Raw genomic sequence first — 24,902 nt, 5'->3', positions numbered from 1 at the left:
GAGTATTTTATGAGAAGGTTAAAACAGCTTGTGGCTATGATACTTGTAGTTTGTATGTTGATCACTCTGTGTCCATCAGACGTTAGCGCTAGAACATCAAAAGCTGCGGTAAAGTCTGTAACTGTGACAAATCTTGTCACAAATAAACTTGTATTAAAAAAGGGTACAAAGTTTCGGGTGAAACCTAGAGTTGTAGTTACAGGTAAGATCAGCAAAAAAGTAACATATGTATCATCAAATAAGAAGATAGTTACAGTAGATAACAAGGGTGTTGTCAAAGCGGTAAAATCAGGAAAAGCGGTTGTAGCAGTGAAGAGTGCTGCAAACCCAAAGGTAATGTATAGGTTTAATGTTTATGTTGGGGTTCCTACGAAGACTGTTAAATTGTCTGCAAAGGCTGTGAACATGTTTAAAGGAACCAGCAGGACGTTAAAAGCTTCAATTGCTCCAAAGAATGCCACATATAAGAGAATTCAGTGGTCATCATCAGATAAAAGAATAGCAACAGTTTCCTCGAAAGGTGTTGTAAAAGCAGTTAAGGTTGGAAGAGTATATATAACTGCGAAGGCTATGGATGGAAGTGGCAAATATGCAAGATGTAAGATTACAGTAAAACAGCCAGTTACTTCTATCAAGCTTTCAGCGGCAACACTCACTATCACAGAGGGAAGCAGTAAAACTCTTACAGCTACTGTCGCTCCTGCATCGGCAACCAACAAGACGTTAAGTTGGACATCGAGCAATAAAAAGATTGCAACGGTTTCTGCAAAAGGCGTTGTGAAGGCTATAGCACCAGGTACAGCTACAATCACAGCAAAAGCTGCTGACGGTTCAGGAAAGAAAGCAACATGTAAAGTGACTGTAAATAAGAAGGTGACTGTAGAAAATAAATACGAGTCGCAGGGGTATAAACTTTTATGGCATGATGAATTTGACGGAACAGAGCTAAACCGTGATATTTGGAATGTTGAACTCCATGAGCCTGGCTGGGTCAATAATGAGCTTCAGTCATATGTTGATTCTGAAGATAATATAAAAGTCAAGAATGGCACACTTATTATAAGCTCAAAGAAAAAAGTGAATGAGGATGGTTCTATATCATATACATCGGGAAGAGTAAACACACAGAATAAGCAGGATTTCAAGTATGGCAGAGTACAGTTCAGAGCAAAGGTACCTACAGGTAAGGGCTATCTTCCTGCAGCATGGATGATGCCTACAAATGAGAGTCTGTATGGACAGTGGCCTAGATGTGGTGAGATAGATGTGATGGAGGTTCTTGGAGACAATACATATACAACCTATGGAACGATTCACTATGGCAATCCGCATTCAGAGTCACAGGGAAAATATACACTTTCAAATGGAAAGTCATTTGCGGACAGCTATCATGTATTTACATGCGACTGGGAGCCTGGAAAAATTACGTGGTATGTAGATGGAGTTAAGATGCATGAGGAAAATGACTGGTATTCTACAACTGCCGGAAAAGGTACAGTTACTTATCCGGCACCGTTTGATCAGCCATTCTATGTAATACTCAATCTTGCAGTTGGCGGCAATTGGCCAGGAAATCCGGATGCAGATGCAGATTATATTAACAGTGAGAGCTTATATGTTGATTATGTGAGAGTATACCAGAAGGAGTCTTATGACGAAAATGTGACAAAGCCAGAGCGTGAAGTTATAATTCGTGATCCGGATGAAAATGGCAATTATGTAATAAATGGTGATTTTAGTGAGACCGAGGATCTGGGAGATGCAGAAAACTGGATTTTTATGGCGCAGAATGGCGGCGAAGGAACAGCGGTCATCGAGAACAATACAATCAACATAAATACAATTGATGCAGGAACGGTTGATTACAGCATACAGTTGGTACAGCCTGATATTCCTGTAGAAAAAGGTGCCACATACAAGCTTTCATTTGATGCGTGGGCGGATGAGGCGAGAACAGGCATAATTGATGTCTCAGCGCCAACCAGATCATGGGGAAGATATCTTAAGGATACAAAATTTGATATGACAACAGAGAAACAGACATTTGAGTATGAGTATACGATGACTGATTCATCTGATGATAAGGGAAGAATAGAATTCAACTTCGGCAATCAGGGAAGCGTGGCTGGTGTACATATTGCAAATGTAAAGCTGGTAAAGACAAATCAGACTGAGATAGTTGACAAGAAGACGATCCTCGCTGATGGAAACCTAGTTTACAATGGAGAATTTCAGGAAGGAACAGGAAGACTTGGATATTGGACAGTCAGCAACAATTGCGGTGCTGAGTATAAGGTGACAGGTCTGTCTGACGGAAGAAGATTTTCATACAAGTCATTGGATGAGAGTATAGATGGCAACTTCGTATTATCACAGGATGAGCTTGCGTATGCCCCAAATACAAAGTATGTACTTAAATTTGATGCTGAGACTGCAACTGAGGGAAAGAATATAATTATCACTACAGGAGATTCAAAGTTTGCTGTAACTCTGGATAAAGGAATTAAGAATTATGTTTACAAGTTTGAGACCGGAGAAGAAGTGACTGACAGTTCAATCAGCATTGATTTTGGTAACAGCGGAGAAGTTCTGTTAGACAATGTGAAGATAATGCAGGATTCACTTCTTCTCAATGGGAACTTTTCAGCAGATTTTGCTGGATATGATGTGTATATAGACAGCAGTGCGGATGCAGAGTCTGTTGTGGACAGCCAGAAGGAGGACAATGCTGCTGACTTCACAATAAAGAATTCAGGTGACCAGAACTGGAAGATACAGCTCAAGCAGAATAATATCAAGCTTGAGAAAGGACAGTGGTACAAGCTTTCATTTGATATAAAGAGCTCTGTGTCGAGAACTGTTCAGTATGCGATACAGAGGGATGGAAGTACACATAAGGATAGTACAGGTGCAGAGGACTGGACACCGTATGTTCAGGAGACAGTAAAGCTTGATGCATACGATCAGGCTGATCAGAAATATATGACTGTTTCAAACACATTCCAGATGGCCTGTGACACAGACGAAGAGAGTATTTTCAATATTGCACTTGGCGCAGGCGGAGAAAATGGTTCGGCAATTACAGATCAGCATAGAATATGTATTGATAACATTATTCTTGAAAAGACTTCAGCTCCAGAGATAGATGTGCCTGTAGGTAAGAATCTTCTCACAAACCCAGAATTTGAGATGGATGAGGATGGTAGCCTTGCCGGTTGGGAAAATGCAGTGACTGCTCCTGGAGATGCCACAATTGAGACTGGAGATGGAAAGATCACATACAGTGTTGCAAACGTGGGTGAGGCAGACTGGAACATCCAGCTTAAGCAGATGGGATTGTCTCTTGAGCAGGGCGAGTCATATACGCTTAAATGTACATTGTTTTCTGATGTTGATAGAGTTGTGAAGGTTGCTGTTATGACTCCTTCAGCCGGATATGCATGGCATGGCGGTGAAGATGTAGTTCTTACAGCTGGTGAGGCTAAAGATATAACACTCACAATTACACCTAAGGAAGAAGTTTTCACAGATGGTATCACTGTTGATACAGGTGCCGGATTATTCTTCTCAATGGGATATGTTGAAGGATACACACTTGGAGCACATACAGTTTCTATATCAAATGTATCATTTGTAAAAAACTAAATTTGACCCCTAAAAAACAATAATATATACCCTTAGGCAGCGGCGGATCGTCGCTGCCTTTTTCATTGTGGCCATAGCAGGATTTTGGTGAATTTTTAATGATTTGACAGTCAGAATGGGTGTTTGTATGATATAATGAGCATTGCGACGGATGCGCTTGCGCAAGCCGTCATAATGCGAATGCCTGCATGGAGCCGGTAGGCGACATGTTAAAATAAAACATGATTTTCCCCAAATAATAATGAAAGGATAAAATGGTATATAAATTTATGAAAAAACTTATCTCATGGAACGTAAATGGAATAAGGGCATGCGCCGGTAAAGGCTTCATGGACTTTTTTAACAGCATAGATGCAGACATATTCTGTATACAGGAGTCCAAGATGCAGGAGGGACAGCTCACACTTGATATGCCAGGATATTATCAGTATTGGAACTATGCGGATAAGAAGGGATATTCAGGTACGGCTATTTTCACAAAAGAGAAACCTTTGAGTGAAACAAAAGGTATAGGCATAGATGAACACGACCATGAGGGTCGTGTCATAACACTTGAATATGAGAACTTCTACATGGTGACTGTATATACACCAAATTCACAGAACGAGCTTGCAAGGCTTGATTACCGGATGAAGTGGGAGGATGATTTCAGAGCATATCTGAAAAAGCTTGAGGAGAATAAGCCTGTTATAGTGTGCGGCGATATGAACGTGGCTCACAATGAGATAGATCTGAAAAATCCAAAGACAAACAGGAAGAATGCGGGATTTACTGATGAGGAAAGAGAGAAGATGACGGTGCTTCTAGATGATGGCTTCATCGACACATTCAGATATTTTTATCCGGATCAGGAAAATATCTACTCATGGTGGTCGTACAGATTCAAGGCAAGGGAGAAGAATGCAGGTTGGCGTATCGACTATTTTCTCACATCTGAGAGTTTGAAGGACAAGCTTGTCGATGCTAAGATACACACTGATATCATGGGATCTGATCACTGCCCGGTTGAACTGGATATTGACCTGTGACTTGAGTTGGATTTGAACTTGAAAAATAGGCATTATATAAGTATAATCTCAAATGAGTGAATTATGATTAAGAGGCATTTAGCCGGAATAAATAAAAAGGAGAAAAATTATGAGTAAGAAACCAGTAGTTTTAATGGTCCTCGACGGATATGGTCTCAGTGACAAGACAGAGGGCAATGCAGTAGCACTTGCAAAGACACCTGTTATGGACAAACTTATGGCTACAGCACCATTTGTGCAGGGCGCAGCTTCAGGACTTCCTGTAGGACTTCCAGACGGTCAGATGGGCAATTCAGAGGTAGGTCATATGAATATCGGCGCAGGCCGTATCATATATCAGGAGCTTACAAGAATCACAAAGGCAATCGCTGATGGAGATTTTTTTGAGAACGAGGAGATGCTTGCTGCAATAGAAAACTGCAAGAAGAACAATTCAGATCTTCATCTCTGGGGACTTCTCTCAGATGGTGGTGTTCACAGCCACAATACACACCTTTATGCGATCCTTGAGCTCTGCAAGAAGCAGAACTTTGAGAACGTATACGTTCATCCATTCTTCGATGGAAGAGATACACCGCCTGCATCAGGTAAGGGATACCTTGAGGAGCTTATCGCAAAGATGAAGGAGATTGGTGTAGGTAAGGTTGCATCTATGTCAGGCCGTTACTACGCAATGGACAGAGATAACAGATGGGACAGAGTAGAGCTTGCATACAAGTCACTTGTAACAGGTGAGGGCGTTCAGGCTGAGGACCCGGTTGCGGCTATGCAGGAGTCATATGACAAGGAAGTATATGATGAGTTCGTTCTTCCTACAGTAATCACAGAGAATGGTAAGCCTGTATCACTTGTTAAGCCAAATGATTCAGTTATATTCTTCAACTTCAGACCAGACAGAGCACGCGAGATCACCAGAGCATTCTGCTGTGATGATTTTGATGGATTTGAGAGAGCAAATGGCCGCATGCCACTCACATATGTATGTTTCAAGGACTACGACGAGTCAATACCTAACAAGCTTGTAGCATTCAAGAAGGAAGAGATTGACAACACATTTGGTGAGTACCTTGCAGCTAAGGGCCTCAAGCAGCTCAGACTTGCTGAGACAGAGAAGTATGCTCATGTAACATTCTTCTTCAACGGCGGTGTTGAGGAGCCTAACAAGAACGAGGACAGAATCCTTGTAAAGTCACCTGCTGTAGCAACATATGACCTTCAGCCAGAGATGAGTGCTCCAGAGGTAAGCGAGAAGCTCAATGCAGCTATCCTTGGTGGCGAGTATGATGTGATCATCATCAACTTTGCAAACCCTGATATGGTTGGTCATACAGGTATTATCCCAGCAGCTATCCAGGCTGTAGAGACAGTTGACAAGTGCGTTGGCGCTGCTGTAGAGGCAATTGATAAGGTTGATGGTGTTCTCTTTATCTGTGCTGATCATGGTAACGCAGAGCAGATGATCAACTATGAGACCGGTGCTCCACATACAGCTCATACAACTAACCCTGTACCATTTATCCTTTACAACTATGGTGAAGATGTAGAGCTTCGTGAGGGCGGATGTCTTGCAGATATCGCACCTACACTTCTTGAGGTTATGGGACTTCCTCAGCCTAAGGAGATGACAGGCAAGTCACTTATTGTAAGAAAGTAAAAAAAGATGATGTGCGATTAGCGATGACAGCAAATGTAGATATATGTCATATCAATTGCGCGAGAAACAATAAATAAAAGATACGGCACCGAATTATAATATAAGTTTGTTATGATTGGTGCTGTATTCAGTTGGAAGGATACATATGAAGAAGTTTTTGGAAGAGTTTAAGGAGTTTGCCCTTAAGGGAAATGTGATGAGTCTTGCAATCGGTGTTATCATTGGTGGAGCGTTCCAGTCATTGGTTACATCTTTTACAGACTGTTTCATCACACCAATAATCAACAGTATCGGTGGAGCAGAGATTGGTGGACATTTTCAGATATTCCATACAGGACAGTATATCGAGTATGGAGCGTTTATTTCAGCAGTTATCAACTTCATAATCATGGCATTTGTTATATTTGTCATCATGAAGGGGATCAATGCGATCATGGATCTTGGTAAGAAGAAAGAGGAGGCAGCTCCTCTCACAAGAAAGTGCCCATACTGTATGGGTGAGATAGATATCAAAGCAACAAAGTGTATGCATTGTACATCTGATGTACCTCCTGCCCAGGAGTAGATCAGGTCTGACCTGGATCAGCGCCGGCGTAGGGATACATACAGCATAAGAAAAGCGGCTGTGCCTTATGGTATGGCCGCTTTTCGTCAAAAAAGATTAGCAGATAAACAACAGAGTATATATAAAGGAGATAGAAAAACATGATAAAAGAGTGCCTTGAAAATGTGAGAAAGAATGTACCTCTGGTACACAATATAACAAACTATGTAACTGTAAATGATGTGGCAAATGTCATTCTGGCGTGCGGTGGAAGTCCTATCATGTCGGATGATGAGGGTGACGTGGAGGATATCACAAGTATATGTGGTGGTCTGAATATCAACATAGGAACACTTAACAAGAACACTATTCCATCAATGTACCTGGCAGGGAAGAAGGCAAATGAACTTGGACATGTTGTACTTCTCGATCCTGTTGGAGCAGGAGCAAGTAAGCTCAGAACTGATACGGCTGTTGGACTTATGAAGGAGATTAGATTTGATGTTATAAGGGGAAATATCTCTGAGATCAAAACTCTGGCATATGGTTCCGGCAGCACAAAGGGTGTTGATGCCGATGTGGCAGATGCGGTTACGGAGGATACGCTTGATAATGCAGTGGCATTTGTCAAGAAGCTATCTGCTGAAACGGGATCTATCATAGCTGTAACAGGCGCAATAGACCTTGTTGCGGACAGCGAGAAATGTTATGTAATCAGAAACGGCCGTCCTGAGATGGGTAAGATCACTGGAACAGGCTGCCAGCTCTCAGGAATGATGACAGCATATGTTGTGGCAAATCAGGACAACAAGCTTGAGGCTGCTGCAGTGGCTGTCATGGTCATGGGACTTGCTGGGGAGATCGGTTATTCCCATCTGCAGGCATTTGAGGGTAATTCAACATACAGGAACAGGATAATCGACGCCATATACAATATGGACGGGGATACACTTGAACAGGGCGCAAAGTTTGAAATCAGATAATTGACGGAAGTCTAATAATTGCCTGGATCTGCATCAGATCGGGATCAAAACATATAGGAAGGACAGATAGTATGATAAATTGCAGTGAGAAAGAGCTCTTGCTCTACGCAGTAACTGACAGACACTGGCTTGGTGAAGAGACTCTGTATGATCAGGTAAAGAAGGCACTTGACGGCGGTGCAACATTTGTACAGCTCAGGGAGAAGAATCTCGACAGAGAAGTCTTCCTCGCTGAGGCGAAGGAGATACAGAAGCTTTGTAAGGAATATGGAGTTCCATTTGTCGTCAATGACGAGGTCAGCATAGCAAAGGATATAGATGCTGACGGTGTACACGTGGGACAGAGTGATATGGAGGCCATGGACGTCAGAAAGATACTCGGCCCTGACAAGATAATTGGAGTGTCTGCACAGACTGTCGAGCAGGCGATTATAGCGGAAAAGCACGGCGCAGATTATCTTGGTGTAGGAGCAGTGTTTACAACAGGTTCAAAGGATGACGCGGACGATGTGAGCCATGAAACTCTCAAGGCCATTTGTGAGGCGGTGTCCATACCGGTCATTGCCATAGGCGGCATAACAAAGGATAATGTGGCCGAGCTTGCGGGCTCTGGAATATGCGGTGTGGCAGTTATAAGTGCCATATTCGGACAGAAGGACATACAGAAGGCCACAGAGGAGCTCAAGTTTTCTGTAGAGAATATGCTTGATGCCTGACTAAATATATGATATAGAGGTGTACATGAAAAAAATAGTTATCAGTGATATAAAAGGTGCGATATTTGATATGGATGGGGTTCTGCTTGACTCTATGCCTATGTGGGATCATGCCGGAGAGATGTATCTGGCGGGGCAAGGGATACAGGCAGAACCTGATCTTGAGAAGGTGCTTTTCACCATGACCATGATGAAGGGCGCAGAATATATGCAGGAACACTATGGACTTGAACTCAGCGCGAAGGAGATTATAGACGGTATCAATGAGACTGTGCGCGATTTCTATGCAAATAAAGTTGAGCCGAAGTCAGGTGTGCCTGAACTGCTGAGGTTCTTAAAGAGATATGATATCCCGGTCACTGTTGCAACATCCACAGACAGATGCCATGTTGAGGCAGCACTTGTGCGGACAGGACTTATGAAGTATGTTGACAGGATATTTACATGTTCTGAGGTGGGCGTGGGCAAGGCAGCCTCACCTAAGATATATGAGATGGCGGCTGAGTTTATGGGAACTCCGGCTTCGGATACATTTGTATTCGAGGACGCATATCATGCGGCGGAGACAGCACAGAACGGAGGATTTGTTGTGGTCGGTCTCTTTGACGAATCCAGCAGGGACAGACAGGGAGATCTTATAGCACATTGTGATCATTATTTTAAGAGTATGGATGACATGCTGTGCAGTATAAATTCTGACAGAAGCCGTCTTGTGCCTGTCCTCACCATAGCCGGAAGCGATTCCTCAGGTGGCGCAGGTGTGCAGGCGGATCTCAAGACCATGCAGGCAAATGGCGTATTTGGTATGAGTGCGATCACAGCCCTCACGGCTCAGAATACCACAGGAGTGACTGCTATCATGAACGTTATCCCTGATGTACTTGGCGCCCAGATAGATGCGGTGTTTACCGATATACGGCCGAAAGCGGTCAAGATAGGAATGGTATCTGTTCCTGAACTTATTGATGTGATAGCTGACAGACTTGCCAGATACAATGCGGAGAATGTCGTGCTTGACCCTGTGATGGTGGCGACCAGTGGTGCTAAGCTTATAAGCGATGATGCGGTGGAGGTCATGACCGGTAAACTGTTCCCACTTGCAAAGCTCATAACGCCAAACATACCTGAGACTGAGGCGCTCACTGGTATATCGGTGAAGAGCGTAGCTGATATGGAGAATGCTGCCAGATGTATATACGGAAAGTATGGCTGCGCTGTCCTTGTAAAGGGTGGACACAGCATAAATGATGCAAATGATATGCTTTTTGACGGGGAGAATATCACCTGGTTTTCGGGTAAGCGTATTGATAATCCGAATACACATGGCACAGGATGTACGCTTTCAAGTGCGATCGCTTCAAATCTCGCAAAGGAATATGATGTAAGTGATTCAGTTAGAATGGCCAAACAATATATATCCGGTGCCCTGGCGGCCATGCTGGATCTGGGATCGGGCAGTGGACCGCTGAATCATGGTTTCGATATACGAAGTAGGTATATGTTATAAATCAGTATGTAAAAGTTAGAAATTCTTTCATTAAAAAGTTTTAATCTATATAGTATTTTCACAGATTGTGTAGTATTATATTAAAACTAAATAATCTGGAGAAGAATATGATGGAGAAAGAACAGAGAAAACAGCTCGTTATTCAGATGCTTACAGCGGGCATTATCACATTCTGCCTGCTGTGGCTTCTGTTTTATATAAAAAAGTATGTGCCGTTCGGAGTACATTCACTCGCATCCAAGGATGCTGATTTTCAGTATCTTGATTTTCTGGCATATCTGAAGGATGTATTTGACGGCAAAAATAATATAGATTATTCTTTCAGCAAATCTATAGGAGGGGCCTGCATAGGAGTATTCAGTTACTATCTTTCCAGCCCGTTCAATTTATTGCTGTTGTTATTCGACAAATCCCAGCTTGTATTGTTCGTACATGTGATCATAACGTTAAAGCTTGCCTGTGCGGCGGCGACATTTGCATTTTATCTCAACATGAGATTTGAAGAGTGGAATGATGGTTCTGTGAAAAAACAGGCACTTATCATTTTTCTGGCGGTGAGCTATGCAGTGAGTCAGTATGGAATCGCCCAGGCATGTAATATAATGTGGCTTGACGGCTTCTATATGTTACCGCTCATAATGCTGGGCGTGTACAGAGTGGTTAACGGTGGCAGGCCTGTTATGCTTTCCGTATCAGTTGCATTGGCAGTTCTGTTCAACTGGTATATGGGCGGAATCAACTGTGTATTTGCCTGTTTCTGGTTTTTGTTTGAATTTGCATATTCAAGATTGTACAGTGGGGATACTAAGGCTGAGAAGACTGTCATAAAGGATTTTGCCGGAAAACTTGGACGGTTTATATATTCAATGCTGGCGGGAGTTCTGATCAGTGGGGTGTTGTTCCTTCCGACGATAGGTGCGATGCGTTACAGTGTAAGAGGAAGTCTTGATTTAGGCTCTCTGCTCGACATGTCATTTATCGGTGATGTTTCATCTGTGATAGACGGATATTCGCTTGGCGCACAGAGTCAGAAGGGAAGCGTGTCTCTGTACTGCGGATGTCTGGCGTTGATAGGATTTATTGGAATCTTCATCGGTAAGAAACACAATGTAAAGCAGAAGATATTAGCATTTGTCACGCTTGTGGTAATGCTGCTCATGTTTTACTGGAATCCATTGTGCATGGCATTTTCTCTGTTCAAAGAGGTTGGATCATATTGGTACAGATATTCACATGTTGGAATATTCTGCATATTATTCTTTGCCGCTGAATTTTTCCTCTCGGAGGATCTGAATGCTGTAAAATGGCGGGTTATCATTGCAAGTGCGATATTCAGTGCGGCTATGCTTGGTGTAAACTATCTGCATGGAGTCCAGGATAACAAACTTGTATGGCTGACCGATGCGCTTATTGTAGGGGTAGCCGTTTTGATAGCACTCATAAGCAGGCTTTCGAAAAACGTAGGAGCCGGAAGAGTGTTCGGGATTATATTTACGGTCATTCTGTGTGCAGTGCTGACTGTTGAGACAGGATACAGCGTGATGTTGCAAATGGACAATATCCATATCGACAACGGTGAGAGTTTTGTTGAGTATGAGACGGCTATGGAAGGCCTTATAAATGATCTGAAAGAATATGATTCCGATACATACAGGATCAGCCAGACCAGATCAAGGGCGACAAGATCACTCGAAAAAAAGAAAAACAATAATGGCAAAGATACGGATGATAATTTTAAATATAAGAACAATGTCAGAGCAAATTATGACGAGTCGTTTGGTTATGGGTATTGGGCGATAGGATCGTATGTGTCAACCGCTGACAGCACAGTGCTGAACTTCCTTGTGGACACGGGATACAGGAGCGAAGGCGATAACCTAAGTGTTGTCAACATGCCGGTGCTTGGAACTGATTCACTGCTGGGAGTCAGATACATCGTATCTGATTATGCTTTGGAGGGCATGGATAAAGTAGAGGATATTGCAGACAATGCAAATGGAGCCGGTGTATACGAGAACCCATACAGCCTGCCTATGGCATTTGTATATGATTCAGGCAAATATACAGCGGCAAAATATAACGGCAATCCGTTTGAATATCAAAATGAGCTCTACAGCGAGCTGCTCGGCAGAAAGGTTGAGATCTATAAGCCTTTAAAGTACGAGACGGTTGTAAGTAAAGCGAAGAAGCGTGTATACAAGATGGAGATCCCGGAAGGCAATTACATCGCTTATGGCAATATCCCATGGAACAGTCTGTTTAACGCAAAGCTGAATGTCAATGGAATATACAGGACCGGATATGCCAGATGGCTTTCGCCGTCAGTGTTCAATATTCCTGTAAATGAGGATCGTGATTACTACAAGGTTGTGCTTCACTCAAAGCAGAAGCTAGATCTGGATGATGGAGCAGAGCAGTTTTATGTTCTTGATCTGGATTTGCTGAAAAGCATAGCAGAGGAGCTTGAGAAAAATACCCCTGATGTGATGGATATAGAAAATGGCAGCGCAGAATTTGTTGTAAATGCCAAGGAAGGACAGAGTTTATTCACATCTATTCCTTACTGTGATGGTTGGACAGTCAAAGTTAACGGCCAGAAGGTACAGCCGGATAAGGTGGTAGACAGCCTGTATTCTATAAGTCTTGTTGAGGGTGAGAATGTTGTTGAGATGAAATTCCATGTGAAATATGCAGGCGCAGGTATTGCCTGTTCGATAATAGGTATCGCAATGCTGGTATTTGCGGAGTTTTACAGAAAACGAAGAAAATAGTTATTGAATATATTATTTTGTTGTGTTATTATGTTTCAAGTTGGTGTTAAAATTATACACACACCATTTTTTCGGAAACGGAGGTGTTAAGATGCTGAAGACAATATTAATGGTAATTTATGTTATAGTATGTATAGTATTAGCAATAGTGGTTCTTTCACAGGAAGGAAAGGATGCGAGCCTTACAAGTTCCATATCAGGAGCAGGCGGCGGATTTGACAATTCCTACTGGAGCAAGAATAAGGGAAGCTCAAAGCAGGAGATACTTAAGAAGATAACAGCAGTTCTCACAGTTCTCTTCTTTGTACTTGCATTACTGCTTGACTCAAAGCTTTTCAACTAATAATGATTTCTGATGCTTACATATATTAACTGATATATGTAAGCATTTTTTTGCTCATTATGCAATGTATTTGTGCGGTAGGGATGCGGGCATAATGTATATAGAAAGGGTTTGTTATGGATAATAAGGATTTGGAGTTATACAACAGAAGAAAACAGACGGTATATGAATTTATATGCGATGATGATTATCCGCCTATGAAGTTCAAGGAGATGTGTACATTCCTTCAGGTCCCGGGAGATGAGAGACAGACATTTCTCGATATACTGAATGACCTCACAGAGGAGGGACTGATCATCAGATCGGCAAAAGGACGATATCAGAAGGTCGGAGAAGGGACATACAAGGGAACATTTATCGGCAATCAGAGAGGTTTTGGATTTGTCCGCGTTGAGGGCATGAAGGAGGATTTCTTTGTCCCTGAGAAGAATACCATGGGAGCGTTCCACGGTGATACAGTCCTCATACGTGCGGAGGACAGACCGAAGGGAATGAAGCAGGAAGCATCGGTTATAAAGGTACTTGAGCGTGGACTAAAGAAGGTTGTCGGAGTCTATCAGAAGAATAAGAACTTTGGATTTGTCATACCTGACAATCTGAAAATAGATGGAGACATATTTATATCCAAGGAAAATTCCATGGGCGCCATGGCTGGACATAAGGTTGTGGCGGAGATCATCAGTTATGGAGACAAAGTGAAGTCTCCGGAGGGAAAGATTATAGAGATACTTGGACATATAAATGATCCGGAGAGTGACGTGCTGTCTGTGGTCAGAGCTCTGGACATTCCAGTCGATTTTCCTGACGAGGTCATGGACAGCCTCTCACAGATCCCTGATTTTGTCAGCGCATCGGAGATGGCAGGCAGAACGGATCTCCGACATCTTCAGACAGTGACGATAGATGGCGAGGATGCAAAAGACCTGGACGATGCCATAACACTCTATGAGGCGGACGGAATGTACAAGCTTGGTGTGCACATAGCTGACGTGACCCACTATGTAAAGGAGAATTCCCCTCTGGATAAAGAGGCACTTAACAGAGGTACAAGCTGTTATCTCGTGGACAGGGTAATACCTATGCTTCCGCACAAGCTGTCAAATGGTATCTGTTCGCTGAATGAAGGGCAGGACAGATTGGCGCTGAGCTGCCTTATGGACATAGATCAGAAGGGCCACATAGTAGGACATAAGATATGTGAGACTGTGATCAATGTGGACCGTAGAATGTCATATACAAGTGTGTCTGCAATTGTCGAGGATCACGATCCAGGGGAGACCAGAAAATATGAGGAGCTTGTGCCTATGTTCGAGATGATGCTTCATGTGTCGGATCTTCTCAGAGCTAACAGAAGAAAGCGAGGCTCAATAGATTTTGATTTTGACGAATCGAAGATCAAGATAGACTCCGACGGCAAAGTTGTATCAATAGGTGTATATGAGAGACGCAGATCCAATGAGATCATTGAAGATTTTATGCTTGCTGCAAATGAGACGATTGCTGAGGATTATTTCTGGCAGGATATACCATTTGAGTACAGAGTCCATGAGACACCTGATGCAGACAGGGTTGAGCAGCTGGCGCTCCTTATAAGTAATTTTGGAATGTACTTTAAGGCATCAAAGGAGAATATACATCCGAAAGAATTCCAGAAGCTGCTTGACAGGATAAAGGGTGAGCCTTATGAGAATCTTGTGAGCAGGATGGCGCTGAGGACCATGAAACAGGCGAAGTATTCAACGGAGTGCACAGGACATTTTGGACTTTCGTGTAAGTATTACTGTCATTTTACTTCTCCTATAAGGAGATATCCAGATCTGCAGATACATCGTATAATAAAGGAAAATATACATGGCAGACTTGACTCGAGGAGAATAGAACATTACAGCATGATACTTGACAGGGTGGCTGATGACAATTCGCGCAAGGAGAGAAGAGCTGAGGAAGCTGAGCGTGATGTGGAGAAGCTCAAGAAGGTGGAATATATGTCAGCTCACATTGGCGAGGTCTATGACGGATTTGTCTCAGGAGTTACAAACCGGGGAATGTTCGTGGAACTGCCGAATACGGTGGAAGGCTTTGTGAACGTGGCAGATATGCGCGACGATTATTACTATTTTTCTCAGGAAGATTATGCTATGATAGGTGAGGACACGGGCAAACAATATGCCATCGGTGATCCTATACAGATAAAGGTGAAGAATACAGACAAGATGACGAAGTCGATAGATTTCAGTATTGTATATAAAGGAGAGGATACATTTGTCAAAGGAAAGAGGAAACACTCTCATCGCAAATAACAAAAAGGCATATCACGAGTATTTTATAGAAGAGAAGTTTGAGGCCGGAATAGAGCTTGTGGGAACCGAGGTAAAGTCCATAAGACAGGGACACTGCAGTATCAAGGAAGCATTTGTCGGAATAGACCACGGCGAGGTGTATGTGTACAGAATGAATATCAACCCATATGAGAGGGGGAATATATTCAATAAAGATCCGCTCAGGACGAGAAAGTTGCTGCTCCACAGGTACGAGATCAACAAGCTCATCGGACAGCAGAAGGTGAAGGGTTATACAATTATGCCACTCAAGGTATATATCAGAGATGGACTTGTCAAGATGGAGATAGGTCTGGCAAGAGGTAAGAAGCTCTACGACAAACGTGAGGATATCGCCAAGAAGGATATGAAGCGCGAGATGGAGAGAGATCTTAAGAGCAGGAGCAAGGACTTCTGATCGTGAGCGTTTGTGGAATTTCTGTGAAATCAAACTTATTATTGGAATTATAATGCAGCTTGTGTTATACTAACAAGGTGTTGAATAAGATAAGTTGGTTCAGATATAATGTGTGTATCGGAATCAAATAAACGATAGTCTGGAGAAGGACGTTATGAGTCAGAGTAAAGTAGATAAGAAGAAATATGAGAAAAAGCACCGCAAGGAGATACTCAGGAAGCAGAAGATCAAGAAGATTATTGCTATAACAGTTACGATCGTTGTTATCGCTGCTATAGTTGGAAGCGTTGCGGGTGTGAAGATATATAAGGCGATACCTAAGTATGTTGATGCTTCAGGCTTGTCAGAATATGTAGACAAGACTTGGAAGGACAGCGGTTATGACACTCTGTTTTCTGCCACAGCTTCCGATGCTGAGGACACAGCAGACACAACTGAAAATGCAGAAGATACAGCAGAGGCGACAGATGCAGAGGAAGATACAACTGCTGACGCTGAGTAAGAGCATCTGATAAATTAAGATATATAGGCGCAAGTATTATTTTGATATTTGCTGCATATATTATAAATGATTGGTTATCACTGATCTATGATCAGGGGTTGACTGGTTTCGACAGGGGTTTTGAAGCTATGGAAGCCATCCGTGGACCAGAGCCACGCTAAAAGCTGGAAAAAAAATAAACGCTAACGATAATTTAGCATACGCTGCCTAAGGGCAGTCGTCATCCTTTAGGAACGCCGAGCCTTTAGGAATGGCGTCGATTTTCGGCAAACTCCTGCATCTAAGCTTTGCGATGTAGGAAAATCCATGAAGCTACTAAGGTCTATAGCATGTTAGTGGGCGATAGGCTGAGGGAATGTTAAAGCACTGACTGTGATGGAAGAAACTGTAGTGAATGAGCTTTTGGACGCGGGTTCGACTCCCGCCAGCTCCACTAATTTTCATAAGGAGGGGCCCGCCGTATGTGGGAGGAATCCTTGTTAAGCACGCAGACGCCTGCGAACGAAGTTCGTCTTCTAATGCGTCTGCTCCACTTGACTGAATTAAGTCGAACAAGATATTTAATGCAACAGGGCATATAGAAATCAATCTATATGCCCTGTTTGCTAAAAAACGGATAAAATCCGAAAATTCTTCTTGCATCTACAATTTCAGTATGTTATATTAAATGAGTTGTGAAAAGAGTGATGGTCCTCTGTGCCCATATATCCGGTGGATATGGTAGTAAGAACATCAGAATATTAAGGAGGAACACAATGAACGATTACATTAAGAATCTTGAAGCTTCACAGATGAAGGAGAGCGTTGATGAGTTCAACGTAGGAGACACTGTTAAGGTACACAACAGAATCAAAGAGGGTAACAAGGAGAGAATCCAGATCTTCGAGGGTACTGTAGTAAAGAGACAGGGCGGAAGCAACAGAGAGACATTCACAGTTAGAAAGATCTCTAGCGGATGCGGTGTTGAGAAGACATGGCCTGTACACTCACCTTTCGTTGAGAAGATTGAAGTTGTAAGAAAAGGTAAAGTTAGAAGAGCTAAGATTTACTACTTACGTTCAAGAATTGGTAAGGCAGCAAAGGTTAAGGAGCTTGTTAAATAATAAAGCTTGTAACATGAAAGTAAAAGTGGCTGGAGTATTTCTACTCCAGCCATTTTTAGAATGGATGAAATGAACTGAACAAATATATTGATGATTGAAGGATAGAATTCATGAGTGAGAGATATGACAGACTCCGAAGGATAAGGAGAGAAAAAAGGCGTCAGAGAAGACAACAGAGATCATTGAAAAAGACTATGAAGAGCGCACTTGGCTGGTTCATATCGATACTGACAGCGGCTATACTTGGTTATGGTTTTGTTGCATTTGGATTCCAGACGGTATATATGGTAGGACCATCCATGGAGCCGACACTGACGGATGGAGAATCGTATCTGGTCAATAAGGCTGTTTATCTGGTGACATCCCCGGAAAGATACGATGTGGTAGCGTATCGTATAGTTGAGAATCAGGACGAATACTATTCCATCAAGAGAGTGGTAGGCCTGCCGGGTGAGACTGTGCTTATCCAGAATGGTCAGGTATATATAAATGGCAATCCGCTTGCAGATTATCCCGTCGACTGTGAGATAAAAACAGCCGGAATAGCGGAATCTGCGATCACACTTGGAGAGAATGAATACTTCCTGCTCGGAGACAATCCGGACAACAGCCAGGATTCAAGATTTCAGGCGGTTGGCAATGTACAAAAGAGCGAGATGCTGGGCAGAGTAAAGATAAAATAGAGGTAGAGATATGAATATACAGTGGTATCCCGGACATATGACAAAAGCAAGACGAATGATGCAGGAGGATATAAAACTTATAGATATCGTCATAGAGCTGGTGGATTCAAGAATCCCATTCAGTAGTAAGAATCCTGATATAGACGAGCTTGCAAAGAACAAATACAGACTCATACTCCTCAACAAATCAGATCTTGCGGATGATGCAGTCACAACAAAGTGGGAAAACTATTATAAGAATAAAGACTTTGCCGTTGCAAAGATAAATGCCCGTGACGGTATGGGGATGAAGAGTATCAACAATATCGTGCAGGAGGCCTGCAAAGAGAAGATAGAGAGGGATAGAAAAAGGGGAATCATAAACCGTCCGATAAGGGCGATGATAGTCGGTATCCCGAATGTCGGCAAATCCACGTTTATCAATTCCTATGCGAGAAAGGCCTGCACCAAGGTTGGAAATAAGCCTGGTGTCACAAAAGGCAAGCAGTGGATAAGACTTGGAAAGAATATTGAGCTTCTGGATACTCCCGGTATTTTATGGCCGAAATTCGATGATGAGGCCGTTGGTCTCAGACTTGCGTTCATAGGTTCGATCAATGATGAGATACTCAGCATAACGGATATAGCGGTTGAATTAATTAAATTTTTACAGGCAAACTATTGTAATACCCTTGTTCAAAGGTATAATATTGAAAGTGTTGATGATCCTGTACAGATGCTGACAGGTATCGCAGAGAAGAGACAATGCATTAAGAAGGGCGGGGAGCTCGATTATGACAAGGCTGCGGCTCTGCTGATCGATGATTTCAGATCGGGAAAGCTGGGGCGTATTACATTGGAGACCCCGAAGGAAGACTAGATGAGTGAAGAAAACAAGAATGTTGCTGATGCGTTAAACGATATATTTGAGGATGACCCTGCGAAGAAGGAAAGGGACAAAGAGATCGCCAAATATGAGAAGAAGCGTCAGAAAGCGATAGATAAAGAACAGAAGAAGGCTGCAAAAAAGGCTGCGAAGGAAGCAAAGGAAGCTGAAAAGAAAACTGCCGACGATGAGCAGGAAAATAAGGAGAAGTCCTCCTGGTCATGGGACAAAGCAGTCGCTGAGAGTTCGGCTGATGCAAAGGCGGAGACAGCAGATAAATCGGAAGAAGCATCTCAGAAGGAGACATCGGAAGAAGCTGCAGGAGCAGCTAAATCTGAGAGCTCAGATAAAACTGCAGATGCGGTTAATACAGACTCTTCTGAAGAAGTGTACAATGAGGATGGAGAACTCGACGAGAAGGCTTTAAAGAAGCAACTCAGGAAAGAGAAGAAAGAGGCAAAAAAGAAAGAAAAGGCCGAAAAGGAAGTCAATATTGTCAAGGATCTCATATTTCTGTGTATTTATATAATAATAGTAATTGGCATATGCTGGGCTGTGCTCACATTTGTCGGACAGCGAACAGAGGTCAGTGGAGAGTCCATGAGCAATACTCTTCACAGCGGAGATACATTATGGATTGACAAGCTTGAGTATGAATTTGGCTCGCCGAAGAGATTTGATGTGATTGTATTTCCGTATGGAGACGATGATGAGACCTTCTTCATCAAGCGTATAATCGGACTTCCGGGTGAGACAGTGTATATAGACGAAGATGGTGTTATCTATATAAATGACGAGCCTCTGGAGGGCGATGTGTATGGCAGAGAGGCCATAGCCAGCGACAAGCGCGGAGTTGCAGCCGAGGAGATCACACTGGGTGATGACGAGTACTTTGTTCTGGGAGATAACAGAAACAACAGCCGTGACAGCCGTGTGGAGGATGTTGGCAATATACACAAGAAAGACATCATTGGCAGGGCTGTATTCAGATTTACAGGCGGTTTTGGCAAGATAGAATAGGATAAGATATCAGGGGCTGTTGCCTAAAAAGTGGCAATGGTCCTTGTTTTTAGGTGGAGGACATATGGAAAGTATAGCGGAGATAAAAAAAGTATTTGCTGATGCTGATATAAGTGAATATTCGGGGCTTATCGAGAAGTATGGCGACGATGAGAGAGATGGGGTAAAGAAGATCATAGCGTCCGCTCAGAAAAAGATCAATGCTCTTGAAAAGGAAAAAGCCCGCAGCTATAAAATGTTTGAATTTGAGAGAAAATACGCTGATAAGGGATATATATGTGGTATAGATGAGGTCGGAAGAGGCCCGCTTGCAGGTCCTGTAGTGGCTGCTGCAGTCATTCTTCCAAAGGACTGTGATATTTTATACCTCAACGACTCTAAGCAGCTCACACCGAAGAAGAGGGAGGCTCTATACGATGAGATCATGGCGAAGGCTGTAGCTGTAGGCGTGGGTATGGCAAACGAGAAAGTAATTGACGAGATAAATGTTCTCAATGCAGATTACAAGGCGATGAAGCAGGCTATATCGAAGCTTCAGGTTAAACCACAGCTCCTGTTAAACGATGCGGTTAATATTCCGGGTGTTGATATCGAGCAGGTAGGCATAATAAAAGGTGATACGCTGTCTGCGTCGATTGCGGCAGCAAGTATAATTGCAAAGGTTACAAGGGACAGGCTTATGGTTGAGTATGACAGTCTGTATCCGGGTTATGGATTTGCAAAAAATATGGGATATGGTACGGCAGAGCACATTGATGCGCTCAAGAAGATCGGTCCGTGCGCAATACACAGAAGGACGTTTATCAAGAACTTTGTATAACAATTGATCATCACACATATATTCATGGAAAGGTGAAATGATGTATAACAGCAGAGCAACCGGTAATGAAAAGGAAGCTTTAGCTGCTGATCATCTGGCTGGCAGGGGCTATGAGATCCTGTGCAGGAATTTCAGGGTGGCCAGCGGTGAGATAGATATAGTGGCAAAACACGATGGATATATAGTGTTTATCGAGGTGAAGTATAGGTCCGGAGTACATAAGGGCTTGCCGGAGGAGGCTGTCGATGTGCGCAAGCAGAGACAGATATGTAGGACTGCATTATTCTTCCTGAACAAATATGGATATGGAATGGACACCCCGGTTAGATTTGATGTGATAACCATACTTGGTGAGGATATACATCATATAGAAAATGCATTTGAGTATTCGGGATATTGATAGGATGGCGGATATGGATATAAAGTATATTAGGAAAGACAATTCAACACATGTCCACACGGTGGATGGCGTGGATTATATATCATTTGACAAATTGGACAGAGCCGGAGTTGTAAATGCATTCTCCACCAGGATCGGCGGAGTGAGTGAGGGATATCTGGGTTCCATGAACCTGAGCTTCCACAGAGGCGATGATGCGGATCTGGTAATGGAGAATCACCGCAGATTTGCCACTGCAGTGGGGTATGATTACGAAAAGCTTGTGTTCTCAGATCAGGTGCATAAGACAGACATATATAAAGTTACAGAGAAGGATGCCGGAAAGGGAATAATCAGAGAGTCGGATATTCTGGAGATCGATGGACTTATGACGGATGTTCCGGGGATACCACTTATGACATTTTATGCGGACTGTGTCCCTGTATTGTTCTATGATCCGGTGAAAAAGGTTGTTGCGGCGAATCACTCCGGGTGGAAGGGAACCGTCAGCAAGATAAGCGGACATATGATAAACAGATTGAAGTCTGAATATGGAACATCTCCAGAGAATCTCATTTGCGCCATAGGACCTTCTATATGCAAGAATTGCTATGAGGTGAGTGAAGATGTAGCTGAACGCTTTATGGCGGCATATACGGAAGCAGAGGCGGCTCAGATCGTATTTAGCAAGGGTAATGGCAAATATCTGCTTGATCTCCACAAGGCCAACTATTACAATCTTGTTGATTCAGGTGTAAAACCTGAGAATATTGACGTGACAAATATATGTACATGCTGTAACAGCGAATGGCTTTTTTCACACAGGGCGAGCAAAGGCCTGCGGGGTAATCTTGCGGCAGTGATCATGCTCCCTGAATGATAGGGCGTTATTCATTTGCTGCAGCTTTTGATCAGTAGACAATTAATATAAAAGAGGAAATTATGGAACATATTGTAAAGGAAATACTTGAGGGAAGTATAGCCCAGGAGATGGAGATCGAACCGGGAGATAATATTCTGGCGGTCAATGACCATCCTATAGAGGATATATTTGACTATCAGTATCTCATAAATGACGAATATATAGAACTTCTCGTGAGGAAGTCTGACGGCGAGGAGTGGCTTCTGGAGATAGATAAGGATTATGACGAGGATCTAGGGATTGTTTTTGAAAATTCCCTGATGGATAATTACAAGTCTTGCTATAACAAGTGTATATTCTGCTTTATCGATCAGAACCCGAAAGGTATGAGAGACACTATATATTTCAAGGACGATGATTCCAGACTGTCATTTCTTCAGGGAAATTATATTACCCTTACTAATATGAAGGAAAAGGATATTGACAGAATAATCAATTATCACCTTGCTCCGATAAATATATCGGTGCATACTACCAATCCCAAGCTGCGCTGCAGTATGCTGAACAACAGATTTGCCGGTGCCATACTTGACTATATAAGGAAATTTTATGAAGCTGGTATTCCTATGAATGGACAGATAGTTCTGTGCAAGGGGATAAATGATGGGGAGGAATTGTGGCGTACGATCTCTGATCTTATGGAGTTTGTTCCTGTTATGGAGAGCTTATCCGTGGTCCCTGTCGGTTTGTCAGATTACAGAGATGGCTTGTTCCATCTTGAACCGTTCAACAGAGAGGACGCCTGCGAGGTTATTGATATAATAGAACATTTTCAGAAAAAGGCATTTGAAAAGCATGGCACACATTTTGTCCAGGCAAGTGATGAATGGTATATAAATGCTGGCAGGGATTTCCCTGAGGCTGACAGGTATGATGGCTTTATCCAGCTTGAAAATGGTGTGGGCATGGTGAGACTGCTCATAGATGAGTTTGATGAAGAGTGGAGCTGCGTAGAGGGCGATGACAGAGAGTATGAGGTGTCCATGGTTACTGGAGTGCTCGTATATGATTCCATAAAGCTCCTTGCTAACAGGATCCCTGAGAAGTTCCCTAATGTGAAGGTGCATCTGTATAAGATCATTAATGATTTTTTTGGACATAGAATAACCGTGACAGGATTGCTTACGGGGGGAGATATAAGAAAGCAGCTCACAGGAAAGCCTCTTGGGCAGCGGCTTATACTGCCTTCCAATACTCTTATGGCGGATGAGCCAAAATTCCTTGATGATGTGACGCTTGCAGAGCTCACAGATGCTTTACAAGTCGATGTTTGTATTGTAGAATCAAGTGGTGCTGATTTTATTCATGCAGTAATTGGCGATGATATGTAATTAATTATATATGGAGGAAGATAGAATGAGTAAACCTATAGTTGCCATAGTGGGCAGACCCAATGTAGGTAAATCAACTCTGTTCAATGTGCTTGCCGGAGAAAAGATATCCATAGTTCAGGATACACCGGGAGTTACGCGAGACAGAATTTATGCCGATATCAACTGGCTGGATTACAATTTCACTCTGATAGACACAGGAGGAATTGAGCCGGAGTCAGACAATATTATACTTAAGAGCATGAGAGAACAGGCGGAGATAGCCATAGAGACAGCGGACGTCATCCTGTTCATGACGGATGTCAGACAGGGAATGGTTGATGATGATGCCAAGGTTGCCGATATGCTCAGAAGATCCAAGAAACCTATAGTTCTCGTTGTCAACAAGGTAGACAGCTTTGAAAAGTTCATGCCGGATGTGTATGAGTTCTATAATCTTGGACTTGGAGATCCACATCCTATATCAGGTTCATCCAGACTTGGAATAGGAGATATGCTCGATGAGGTGGTATCACACTTCAATGAGTCTGCAAAGGATGACACGGAGGATGAGAGACCTAGAATCGCCATCATAGGAAAGCCAAACGTAGGAAAATCTTCTATAATTAATAAGCTTCTCGGTGAGGACAGGGTTATTGTATCAGATATAGCCGGAACCACAAGAGATGCCGTGGATACAGAGATCGTCAGAAATGGCAGAGAATATGTATTCATAGACACAGCGGGACTCAGACGAAAGAGCAAGATTAAAGAGGATATAGAGAGATACAGTATCATAAGAACAGTATCAGCGGTTGAGAGATGTAATGTTGCAGTCCTCGTAATAGACGCAACGGAGGGAATAACCGATCAGGATGCCAAGATCGCGGGAATCGCACATGATCGTGGCAAGGGAATGATAATAGCTGTGAACAAATGGGATGCTATCGAGAAGAATGACAAGACCATATATAAGTTTACAGAGGAGATCAGAAACAAGCTTTCATACATGCCGTATGCGGAGCTGCTCTTCATATCAGCCCAGACCGGACAGAGACTTCCAAAGCTGTTCGAGACCATAGATGCTGTTATAGAGAATCATTCACTCCGCATAGCTACTGGTGTTCTGAATGAGATTATGAGTGAGGCGGTTGCTATGCAGCAGCCACCATCAGATAAGGGTAAGAGACTTAAGCTCTATTATATTACCCAGGTGTCAGTTAAACCTCCTACATTTGTCATATTTGTAAATGACAAGGAGCTTATGCATTTCTCATATACACGTTATATAGAGAACAGGATAAGAGAATCCTTTGGATTCAGAGGTACACCTCTAAAATTCATAATCAGGGAGAGGAAAGAGAAGTAGTC

General features: G+C 42.8%; 21 protein-coding genes and 1 other RNA gene. All 22 read left to right on the top strand.

Translation table 11 applies throughout. The annotated features are described in order from the left end of the window. Nucleotides 1-9 precede the first annotated feature (9 nt). The 22 genes from GT575_RS10030 to der all read left to right on the top strand — a co-directional run bounded on the left by GT575_RS10030 (nt 10) and on the right by der (nt 24,900). Nucleotides 10-3,645 carry an Ig-like domain-containing protein gene (locus GT575_RS10030; protein WP_161171937.1) on the top strand — a complete coding sequence of 1,212 codons (3,636 nt, stop codon included), beginning with the start codon at nt 10-12 and terminating at the stop codon, nt 3,643-3,645. A 269-nt stretch (nt 3,646-3,914) separates the two neighbouring features. Continuing rightward, nucleotides 3,915-4,673, top strand: a complete 759-nt coding sequence (locus tag GT575_RS10025) for an exodeoxyribonuclease III (RefSeq protein WP_055144946.1) — start codon at nt 3,915-3,917, stop codon at nt 4,671-4,673. Between the two features lie 109 nt (nt 4,674-4,782). Continuing rightward, a complete protein-coding gene (gene gpmI / locus GT575_RS10020; RefSeq protein WP_015534994.1) occupies nt 4,783-6,327 on the top strand; it encodes a 2,3-bisphosphoglycerate-independent phosphoglycerate mutase in 1,545 nt (514 codons plus the stop codon). Between the two features lie 145 nt (nt 6,328-6,472). Beyond that, nucleotides 6,473-6,892: a large conductance mechanosensitive channel protein MscL gene (mscL, locus tag GT575_RS10015; RefSeq protein WP_015534993.1), complete on the top strand. Its 420-nt coding sequence runs from the start codon at nt 6,473-6,475 to the stop codon at nt 6,890-6,892. 140 nt (nt 6,893-7,032) lie between these two features. After that, the gene (gene thiM / locus GT575_RS10010; protein WP_055144359.1) at nt 7,033-7,854 is read left to right on the top strand and encodes a hydroxyethylthiazole kinase; all 822 of its coding nucleotides are present in this window, start codon (nt 7,033-7,035) and stop codon (nt 7,852-7,854) included. Between the two features lie 71 nt (nt 7,855-7,925). Beyond that, the gene (thiE, locus tag GT575_RS10005) at nt 7,926-8,570 is read left to right on the top strand and encodes a thiamine phosphate synthase (RefSeq protein ID WP_192934976.1); all 645 of its coding nucleotides are present in this window, start codon (nt 7,926-7,928) and stop codon (nt 8,568-8,570) included. A 25-nt stretch (nt 8,571-8,595) separates the two neighbouring features. Next, nucleotides 8,596-10,077 carry a bifunctional hydroxymethylpyrimidine kinase/phosphomethylpyrimidine kinase gene (gene thiD / locus GT575_RS15440; RefSeq protein WP_082431249.1) on the top strand — a complete coding sequence of 494 codons (1,482 nt, stop codon included), beginning with the start codon at nt 8,596-8,598 and terminating at the stop codon, nt 10,075-10,077. A gap of 107 nt (nt 10,078-10,184) precedes the next feature. Beyond that, nucleotides 10,185-12,848, top strand: coding sequence for a YfhO family protein (locus GT575_RS09995; protein WP_161171936.1), 2,664 nt, complete (start codon nt 10,185-10,187; stop codon nt 12,846-12,848). A 91-nt stretch (nt 12,849-12,939) separates the two neighbouring features. Then, complete coding sequence (gene secG / locus GT575_RS09990; RefSeq protein ID WP_015534991.1) at nt 12,940-13,191, top strand: preprotein translocase subunit SecG; 252 nt, start codon at nt 12,940-12,942, stop codon at nt 13,189-13,191. A 116-nt stretch (nt 13,192-13,307) separates the two neighbouring features. Beyond that, nucleotides 13,308-15,491, top strand: a complete 2,184-nt coding sequence (gene rnr, locus GT575_RS09985; protein ID WP_022216413.1) for a ribonuclease R — start codon at nt 13,308-13,310, stop codon at nt 15,489-15,491. Then, nucleotides 15,454-15,927 carry an SsrA-binding protein SmpB gene (gene smpB / locus GT575_RS09980; protein ID WP_022216414.1) on the top strand — a complete coding sequence of 158 codons (474 nt, stop codon included), beginning with the start codon at nt 15,454-15,456 and terminating at the stop codon, nt 15,925-15,927. The genes rnr and smpB overlap by 38 nt, the downstream gene beginning before the upstream one ends. A gap of 154 nt (nt 15,928-16,081) precedes the next feature. Then, nucleotides 16,082-16,429 (top strand): hypothetical protein, encoded by a 348-nt coding sequence (locus GT575_RS09975; protein ID WP_015534988.1) that lies wholly within the window; start codon nt 16,082-16,084, stop codon nt 16,427-16,429. A gap of 94 nt (nt 16,430-16,523) precedes the next feature. Further along, nucleotides 16,524-16,865, top strand: a transfer-messenger RNA (tmRNA) gene (ssrA, locus tag GT575_RS09970). Between the two features lie 319 nt (nt 16,866-17,184). Then, nucleotides 17,185-17,532 carry a 50S ribosomal protein L19 gene (rplS, locus tag GT575_RS09965; protein ID WP_055272925.1) on the top strand — a complete coding sequence of 116 codons (348 nt, stop codon included), beginning with the start codon at nt 17,185-17,187 and terminating at the stop codon, nt 17,530-17,532. Nucleotides 17,533-17,642: 110 nt separating this feature from the next. Further along, nucleotides 17,643-18,215: a signal peptidase I gene (gene lepB / locus GT575_RS09960; RefSeq protein ID WP_082418040.1), complete on the top strand. Its 573-nt coding sequence runs from the start codon at nt 17,643-17,645 to the stop codon at nt 18,213-18,215. Between the two features lie 10 nt (nt 18,216-18,225). Next, nucleotides 18,226-19,074 (top strand): ribosome biogenesis GTPase YlqF, encoded by an 849-nt coding sequence (gene ylqF, locus GT575_RS09955; RefSeq protein ID WP_015534986.1) that lies wholly within the window; start codon nt 18,226-18,228, stop codon nt 19,072-19,074. Beyond that, nucleotides 19,075-20,100: a signal peptidase I gene (lepB, locus tag GT575_RS15435; RefSeq protein WP_161171935.1), complete on the top strand. Its 1,026-nt coding sequence runs from the start codon at nt 19,075-19,077 to the stop codon at nt 20,098-20,100. Between the two features lie 64 nt (nt 20,101-20,164). Then, complete coding sequence (locus GT575_RS09945) at nt 20,165-20,920, top strand: ribonuclease HII (protein ID WP_161171934.1); 756 nt, start codon at nt 20,165-20,167, stop codon at nt 20,918-20,920. Nucleotides 20,921-20,960: 40 nt separating this feature from the next. After that, nucleotides 20,961-21,320 carry a YraN family protein gene (locus tag GT575_RS09940; protein ID WP_015534983.1) on the top strand — a complete coding sequence of 120 codons (360 nt, stop codon included), beginning with the start codon at nt 20,961-20,963 and terminating at the stop codon, nt 21,318-21,320. Nucleotides 21,321-21,333: 13 nt separating this feature from the next. Further along, nucleotides 21,334-22,179: a peptidoglycan editing factor PgeF gene (gene pgeF / locus GT575_RS09935; protein WP_055222865.1), complete on the top strand. Its 846-nt coding sequence runs from the start codon at nt 21,334-21,336 to the stop codon at nt 22,177-22,179. A gap of 62 nt (nt 22,180-22,241) precedes the next feature. Continuing rightward, a complete protein-coding gene (locus GT575_RS09930) occupies nt 22,242-23,552 on the top strand; it encodes a DUF512 domain-containing protein (RefSeq protein WP_015534981.1) in 1,311 nt (436 codons plus the stop codon). A gap of 25 nt (nt 23,553-23,577) precedes the next feature. Continuing rightward, nucleotides 23,578-24,900, top strand: a complete 1,323-nt coding sequence (der, locus tag GT575_RS09925) for a ribosome biogenesis GTPase Der (protein WP_022216420.1) — start codon at nt 23,578-23,580, stop codon at nt 24,898-24,900. The last annotated feature ends 2 nt before the right edge of the window (nt 24,901-24,902 follow it).

The sequence above is a fragment of the Coprococcus sp. BIOML-A2 genome, assembly GCF_009875795.1.
GTDB lineage: Bacteria > Bacillota > Clostridia > Lachnospirales > Lachnospiraceae > Coprococcus > Coprococcus aceti.
The sequence above is the reverse complement of the archived record's forward strand: the minus strand, read 5'-3'. Positions and strand labels throughout refer to the sequence as shown.

Bases quoted from the DNA above. Each gene is read 5' to 3' on its own strand.
- GT575_RS10030 (WP_161171937.1), top strand. From the start codon at position 10: ATGAGAAGGTTAAAACAGCTTGTGGCTATGATACTTGTAGTTTGTATG.
- GT575_RS10025 (WP_055144946.1), top strand. From the start codon at position 3,915: ATGAAAAAACTTATCTCATGGAACGTAAATGGAATAAGGGCATGCGCC.
- gpmI (WP_015534994.1), top strand. From the start codon at position 4,783: ATGAGTAAGAAACCAGTAGTTTTAATGGTCCTCGACGGATATGGTCTC.
- mscL (WP_015534993.1), top strand. From the start codon at position 6,473: ATGAAGAAGTTTTTGGAAGAGTTTAAGGAGTTTGCCCTTAAGGGAAAT.
- thiM (WP_055144359.1), top strand. From the start codon at position 7,033: ATGATAAAAGAGTGCCTTGAAAATGTGAGAAAGAATGTACCTCTGGTA.
- thiE (WP_192934976.1), top strand. From the start codon at position 7,926: ATGATAAATTGCAGTGAGAAAGAGCTCTTGCTCTACGCAGTAACTGAC.
- thiD (WP_082431249.1), top strand. From the start codon at position 8,596: ATGAAAAAAATAGTTATCAGTGATATAAAAGGTGCGATATTTGATATG.
- GT575_RS09995 (WP_161171936.1), top strand. From the start codon at position 10,185: ATGATGGAGAAAGAACAGAGAAAACAGCTCGTTATTCAGATGCTTACA.
- secG (WP_015534991.1), top strand. From the start codon at position 12,940: ATGCTGAAGACAATATTAATGGTAATTTATGTTATAGTATGTATAGTA.
- rnr (WP_022216413.1), top strand. From the start codon at position 13,308: ATGGATAATAAGGATTTGGAGTTATACAACAGAAGAAAACAGACGGTA.
- GT575_RS09975 (WP_015534988.1), top strand. From the start codon at position 16,082: ATGAGTCAGAGTAAAGTAGATAAGAAGAAATATGAGAAAAAGCACCGC.
- rplS (WP_055272925.1), top strand. From the start codon at position 17,185: ATGAACGATTACATTAAGAATCTTGAAGCTTCACAGATGAAGGAGAGC.
- lepB (WP_082418040.1), top strand. From the start codon at position 17,643: ATGAGTGAGAGATATGACAGACTCCGAAGGATAAGGAGAGAAAAAAGG.
- ylqF (WP_015534986.1), top strand. From the start codon at position 18,226: ATGAATATACAGTGGTATCCCGGACATATGACAAAAGCAAGACGAATG.
- lepB (WP_161171935.1), top strand. From the start codon at position 19,075: ATGAGTGAAGAAAACAAGAATGTTGCTGATGCGTTAAACGATATATTT.
- GT575_RS09945 (WP_161171934.1), top strand. From the start codon at position 20,165: ATGGAAAGTATAGCGGAGATAAAAAAAGTATTTGCTGATGCTGATATA.
- GT575_RS09940 (WP_015534983.1), top strand. From the start codon at position 20,961: ATGTATAACAGCAGAGCAACCGGTAATGAAAAGGAAGCTTTAGCTGCT.
- pgeF (WP_055222865.1), top strand. From the start codon at position 21,334: ATGGATATAAAGTATATTAGGAAAGACAATTCAACACATGTCCACACG.
- GT575_RS09930 (WP_015534981.1), top strand. From the start codon at position 22,242: ATGGAACATATTGTAAAGGAAATACTTGAGGGAAGTATAGCCCAGGAG.
- der (WP_022216420.1), top strand. From the start codon at position 23,578: ATGAGTAAACCTATAGTTGCCATAGTGGGCAGACCCAATGTAGGTAAA.